Here is a 6,640-nt window from a genome sequence, read left to right on the forward strand (position 1 = left end):
TTGGTGTCAGAAAAACGATGCTAAATAGCCCAAATGATTTAGATATCGTCTTAAATCTCAACGTTGCCTAGCGTTGTAAGTTGTACTTACGCATTTTTTCCACCAACGTTGTGCGTCGCATACCCAGCATATCAGCGGCTCGTGCCACGACCCCACCTTGTGCTTCTAACGCTTGGCTGATCATATTAACTTCTAAATCAGCCAACAGCTCTTTCAGATTTACACCTTCAGGCGGCAGCGCTTGCGGAGCGTTCATGCTGTGGTCAAGATCGTCTTGATCATCAAAGCTAAAGTCTTCTGAGAAGATGTCTTGGAACACATCACGCTCTTGTTCTTCAACCGAAATAAACGGATTACTTTCTGGTTGGAACTCCGGGATATCACTGTAGCGATATTTGGTTGGTAAGTGATTTACATCGACCAAGCTATTTGGGTACAGAATGATCATTCGCTCAACAAGGTTGGCTAACTCACGCACGTTACCCGGCCAGTTGTGCTCCATCAGTGAATTGATCGCACGAGGGGTAAAACAGATAGGCTGGCCACCCTCCGCTTCCAGACGCGTCATCAACTCTTGCAGCAGCAATGGAATATCTTGTTTGCGCTCTTTCAGCGCAGGCATCTCGATTGGAAACACGTTCAAACGATAGAACAAGTCTTCTCGGAACGTGCCTTCTTCAATCATACTTTCTAGATTACGGTGTGTAGCCGCGACAACTCGAACATTGACCTTGATGGTGCTATTGCCACCCACACGTTCGAAACAGCGCTCTTGCAATACGCGAAGTAACTTTACTTGCATCGACATCGGCATATCGCCAATCTCATCAAGAAAGATCGTGCCACCGTCTGCGAGCTCAAATCGACCTTTACGTGCCGTTAACGCACCAGTAAACGCGCCTTTTTCGTGGCCAAACAATTCACTTTCTAGAAGCTCCGGTGGAATGGCACCACAGTTAATGGGCACAAAGGCACCACTGCTGTACGACGAATGATAGTGAATGTTACGCGCAACGACTTCTTTACCGGTACCAGATTCACCCAAGATCAACACGTTTGCCTCAGTGTCTGAGACTTGCTCGATCAGGTGACGAACTTCTTGAATACCTCTGCTTTGACCAACTAAGCTGCGAAAAAGCGTGTTTTTTCGTGCACTGGCAACGACATTGACCCCTTTTCGACCCAGAAAATCTTTGCAGTGGCGTAACGCCTCACTAAGCTGTGGGTAATTAAGAGGTAGTTCTAGCTCACCTACAAAATTTGGAAGATCATCCACGGGCAACGGAAATCGGCCCATGACTAAAAGTGGGATGTGGTAGGCGCTGTTTAAATGAGAGATAACCGTATTCGCCGCTTGACCTGCTGGAATGTTACCAACAATACAGCACGACCATACGCTAGACCAATCAACATCGCTGAGCTGATCAGAACTGACCGCTTCGCAATTTTCTCCAACAAATTCCAATATATTGCTTAAATTTAAACGACTTGATGCGTCATCATCAATTACAAGCAGCTTTGCCAAACCTTGCATAAGTAAGAATGATTGCCTTTATTTTAGGTGCGTTGCGGCCAAACCTTGATTTGCGCAATTGGGTGCTAAAAGAAGGCAGAACCACCACACTCAATTTACGATAGACAAAATAGGAAAATCAGCAACAAAAAAAGCCATTAGGGCTACTAATGGCTTCTATTTTATTTGAATATAAAAATAAGGCAACCAAGCAATAAAGAGGTGTGAGCTTGATAGAAACTTTGCTACACAACTCGTTGCGCAATTGACAAATATATTCCTCTAATATCTTAACGCGTTGTTTTGGTTATTAAATACCGACTTCAGCTGCTGTAAGATTATGAAACTCTGTCGGGATTTGGTCCCAAGCGGATTTGATCTCACGGATAATGTCGATAACGTCGTCGATCAGTTGAGGATCATTTTGATGGTTAGCAGCTGAAATTTGCGTGATCATAAACTCATAGAGTGAATCTAAGTTTGAAGCAATATCACCACCGTCATCCATCGATAGACAGCTACGTAGCGCAATGATGATGTCTAGCGCTTTACCTAAACGCTCACCTTTTGCTGGAATATTGCCTGCTTGCATGGCCGCTTTACCTTGAATAAGGCGCTCAATCGCACCAGCCATAAGCATTTGAATGACTTTGTGCGGAGAAGCCGCGCTTAGCTGGCTGTCGACTGATACCTTTTTGTATGCTTGCAAAGAACCGCGCATAGTAATCCTCTTTTAAATAAATTTTTTGTACTGCTGAAGCGAACGCTGGCCATAACGAAACTTATGAAGTTCTTTTCCGATCTTTGACGTTTCCGATTGCATCAGCTCGACAATTCTTTTGGTACGAGTAAGCAACGCTTGCCACTCTGCATCCTGCTTAACCAAAGGATTTTGATGAATAATTGGTAACAGGTTTTGCAATAACCGTTCCCTGATATCGACCAAGCGAAGAATTTCTTCAGTATTAAAGTCGACTTTTTCCAATTCTTGCGTAATTAGTTGATCTATATCACTAATATCTATGAGTTCTTTTTGCATTTATTAACCCAACGCACTCATTAAGGCACCTAACTGACCTTGCATTTTACCAGTCGCATCTTGCATGGCGGTAAACTTCGCGTGAGTGCGCTTTTCTAGGCTTTCCATGCGGCGATCTAATGCCGCTTGATCATCACTCAAACGATAATTTTGTTCTGTGAGACTTTTTTCTCGAGTACGAATGCTGCCTGTAATGCCTGTAATACCATGAATCGCGTCTTCGACTCGTTTAGCAAAACCTGTGTTGCCACCGAAGAACTTTTCTAGCTCGTTGAAGTTGTTGTTCAACTGACGATCCAACATGTCATAGTTGATTTCTAAGGTACCTTGACGCGTGGTAGTAATGCCAAATTCAGTTAATGACTTTAGGTTTTCAGGCGCTTTATCAATTTGAGTGGAAAATACCGATTTTAATCGTGAGTCTGCGCTGCGTACGGTACTGTCCCCCGACAACGGTCCTTTTTGACCAGTGACCGGATCCACACTCGCCAACGCTTGAGACGTTTGGTAAAACGAGTTGTACGCCGCAACAAAGTTTTCGATGTCGTTACGCACACTCTGACGGTCGTATTCGACGCCAATTTCAGCAGGTGGCTTGTTCGGTTCTGATTTGCCTTTAAGTGTTAAATCAACACCTTCTATGGCATCTTCAATCACATTGTTGTGACTAGAAAGCTTTGCTACTCCATCAAGCAGAACTTCTGAATCTTGCCCTGCTTGTACTTCTGTCATCCCAAGGTATTCTTCAAAAGCAGATTGCGCTTTTGCGATTTTCGCTTCTGCTTCATCAATTTTTTCTAAACGTTCACGCTCTTGAGGATCCAGCTTAGCGCGATGAATTTTTTTCGCTTGCTCTTCGGTCAATTCACCACGTTCAACTTTTGCGTCTAGCGCTTGTTTTTCACTCGCAGTTTTTTGCTCAATTTCAGCTTTTTCTTGCTCAAGAAGCTGCTTGGCCTCTTTCGTCGTAACGTAAGAGTCGGTTAATGTGCCTGATGCCGCATTGCTCCAACCCGGAACATCTGGTGCCTTCTCTATTGCTTTCTCGTCGAGTTCGAGCTCTGGCTCTTCATAAGAATCCAGCAAAGTGCCTGACGCAGTTTCTGTCCACCCTGGAATTCGGTCTTCAGGGCGCAAACTTGCGCGTCGGTTGGCTTCATCAATCGCTTCCTGCCCAGCTTTAGCGGCTTCTGCACCCGCAGCAGAGATTGGCTCTTGGGAGCCATCATCTTGTCCATTTTCTGCCGCTTTTTGCTCTTCTGGAGGTAGAGGATTGCCGTTTGCATCCAGTTCTACTGGTTGCTCGGAGAATTGAAGAGGACCTAACACTTCTTCCGCCGCTGAACGAGCTTCTTCAAGCGCGTTAACACGGTCTTCAAGTGTTTGATACTCGAAATATTTTAGAGGGTTGCCTTTGTCGGCCTCCACACTGACTCTGATTTGATGATCCTTACCAGAGAGATTTGAGGCAAGGATAAGGCGTGGTCCTTCAACGTCGTTAATGAGAGATGCACGAACACCGGGGTTGTCTTTTGAGCCATTGATGCCGCGTACGACATCTGCGAGCTTGGAGCTCGAACGAACGTTCACGTTGAAGGTGTCATCACCAAGCGAAATCTGCAGCTTACCAGGGCCAAACTTTGCGTCTTCTGGCAGTACGTCAGAAGCGACTTTGTGGCTCTGGGCAAGCTGCAACACATCGATAGCATATTTGCCAGCGATAGCATCTGTGGTTGCCGTAGCAGATACGATATTGTCGTCTGTCGTTTCAACAGTACGAACGGCAAACGCTTTCTCTTGACGAAAGTTCGCCATGAGATTTTTCATCGTATCCAGTGATTCTCTGAGTCGCCCATAGGCACTGATACTGGCATTAATTGTCGTGCGCTCGTTGTCAATGCGTTGCTGCTTTGGTACGCGTTCGGCATCCACAATTTTGCTGACCATGGAATTGATATCCATGCCGCCAGACATCCCCAAAGGGCCTAAACTCATCAAATCACCTCTAAAAACGACTTACACTTTTTCAGTCAACAACCCGCTGTTGGCTGTGTGCTCAGCTAGGCGACGCAATACCATTAGCATTTCTTCATCAGGAATTTGACGAATCACGTCGCCCGTTTTGGCTTCGTAAATCGTCACCACATCTCTCCCGGATTCCTCATCCACTCGAAACGCGACTCCTTTGTTTATGGACGTCACAAACTCATTCATTTGCGCGACCAATTTTTCACGTTCTTCTTTGTTCAGCTCTTGACGGCTTTCTGCCATCTCGATCGCTGCTTGAACAGAGAAGTCGTATTCGGTGTCTTTCGCTTTTTGCGGCGAAACCTCACCATTTGAATTTGCTGGGCTAGACGTGCCTATATCATTGCCATTTTTATTTGCAAACTTTGTGCCACTTGGCGTGCCGTAAGGCTGGATGTTCGATGCGTAGGAGGATATATCCATTACAATCTCCCTTCCACCTTATGGGCTAACGATAGAATCTATCGCTTTGGTACCCCAGCACTAAGGTGTTTACCTCAGGCTGGGTCAACCACTTAGCCCAACAAGCTTAGCGCTGCAGATGGAGACTGCTTCGCTTGAGCCAGGATTGAAGTACTTGCTTGCTGAAGAATTTGCGACTTAGTCATCGCAGTGGTTTCTTTCGCGTAATCAGTATCTTTAATACGGCTGTTAGACGCATTAACGTTCTCGTTAATGTTGTCTAAGTTGCTGATTGCGTGGTTGAAGCGGTTTTGGAAAGCACCAAGTGACGCACGTTGGCTGTCTACTGACTTAAGCGCACCGTCGATAACAGCCACGGCTTCTTGAGAGCCTGCTACTGTTGTTACGTCGATGTCTTTCACTGTTACGTCTTTCGGGCCGCCAAAGCCGATCTCGTCCGCTAGGTTGCCAGAGAACTCAACATCACCTTGAACTTTTTGAGAAGAAGCAAATACTTGTAGCTTGCCATCTTCACCAACAGACGCTTTTACATCATCGTTTTGACCGTTGATGTACGTTGCTAGCTGCTCAATGTCGTCGCCTTGTTTTGCGCTGATCGATAGCTCTTTCTCTTCACCTTGTTTGTTGGTGTAGCTCATTTTGAACTCAGTTTTCTCACCAACAGTCCAAGATGCATCTTTACCCTCTTCTGCTGCGTAGCTCTTGCCACCCATTGCAGAAGTGTCTGAGCGCAAGCTACCCATAGAAAGCATCACTGCTTCACCTGAGTCTGCACCGATTTGGAAAGATTGCGTACCGTATGTACCGTTTAGCAACTTGTTACCACCGAAAGAGGTAGTTTCAGCAATACGGTTTAGCTCGTCATTTAGCGCTGTTACTTCTTCTTGGATCGCAACACGTTCTGCTTTTGAGTTAGAACCGTTCGCAGATTGAAGCGATAGGTCACGCATACGTTGTAGGATGTTGGTAGATTCATTCATTGCACCTTCAGCAACCTGTGCAATAGAAATACCGTCGTTTGCGTTTTTCACCGCCATGTCTAGGCCACGGCTTTGTGCATTCAAGCGGTTTGAAATCTGTAGACCTGCAGCATCGTCTTTCGCGCTATTGATTTTATAACCCGAAGACAAACGCTCCATTGATTTTTGTTGACCGTCAGCTGCCTGGTTTAGGTAACGCTGTGCAGTCATCGCAGAAACGTTAGTATTAACGTTAATCGCCATAATTGATCTCCTTAAGGCTTTAGTGAATGTACCGTCGTGTCTCTCACCTCACTTAGGTACATCTCATTTCTCTCAGTCCCTTTAACGGCGACCGATGAATATCCTTTAGAAGAAATTTTCAATTTTTTGCGATTATTTTCTTTGGCTTACTGAAATGTGATGAAGCTCTAATGTCGTGATTCGCAGAAATCCTGAGTCCCAAACAAACAGAAAAAAACCCAGCCGAAGCTGGGTTTACTCGCTCATCTCTCACCACGAGCCAATGAGGTTCTCGTCTTAGGTTTGAAATTAACCTAGCAGACTTAGCGCTGAGTTTGGCGCTTGTTTCGCTTGCGCAAGGATTGAGCTTGACGCTTGCGATAGAATTTGTGACTTGGTCATTTGAGTCGTTTCTTTCGCGAAGTCAGTATCTTT

General features: G+C 45.5%; 7 protein-coding genes. All 7 read right to left on the reverse strand.

Going from position 1 to position 6,640, the window contains the following annotated elements; genetic code table 11:
- Positions 1-67: 67 nt before the first annotated feature.
- On the reverse strand, positions 68-1,534 hold the full coding sequence (locus tag CBX98_RS16780; RefSeq protein ID WP_006741695.1) for a sigma-54 dependent transcriptional regulator: 1,467 nt from the start codon (positions 1,532-1,534) through the stop codon (positions 68-70).
- Between the two features lie 289 nt (positions 1,535-1,823).
- Positions 1,824-2,234, reverse strand: coding sequence for a flagellar export chaperone FliS (gene fliS, locus CBX98_RS16785; protein ID WP_012841524.1), 411 nt, complete (start codon positions 2,232-2,234; stop codon positions 1,824-1,826).
- Positions 2,235-2,246: 12 nt separating this feature from the next.
- The gene (locus CBX98_RS16790; RefSeq protein ID WP_109169800.1) at positions 2,247-2,552 is read right to left on the reverse strand and encodes a flagellar protein FliT; all 306 of its coding nucleotides are present in this window, start codon (positions 2,550-2,552) and stop codon (positions 2,247-2,249) included.
- 3 nt (positions 2,553-2,555) lie between these two features.
- Positions 2,556-4,547 carry a flagellar filament capping protein FliD gene (gene fliD / locus CBX98_RS16795; RefSeq protein WP_109169801.1) on the reverse strand — a complete coding sequence of 664 codons (1,992 nt, stop codon included), beginning with the start codon at positions 4,545-4,547 and terminating at the stop codon, positions 2,556-2,558.
- A 21-nt stretch (positions 4,548-4,568) separates the two neighbouring features.
- Positions 4,569-5,003, reverse strand: a complete 435-nt coding sequence (gene flaG, locus CBX98_RS16800) for a flagellar protein FlaG (protein WP_048625857.1) — start codon at positions 5,001-5,003, stop codon at positions 4,569-4,571.
- Between the two features lie 92 nt (positions 5,004-5,095).
- On the reverse strand, positions 5,096-6,226 hold the full coding sequence (locus CBX98_RS16805) for a flagellin (RefSeq protein WP_006741693.1): 1,131 nt from the start codon (positions 6,224-6,226) through the stop codon (positions 5,096-5,098).
- Between the two features lie 288 nt (positions 6,227-6,514).
- Positions 6,515-6,640, reverse strand: a 126-nt coding sequence (locus tag CBX98_RS16810; RefSeq protein WP_267135723.1) for a flagellin, incomplete at its 5' end; no start/stop codon positions are given.

The organism is Vibrio sp. T9, assembly GCF_003123985.1.
GTDB lineage: Bacteria > Pseudomonadota > Gammaproteobacteria > Enterobacterales > Vibrionaceae > Vibrio > Vibrio diabolicus.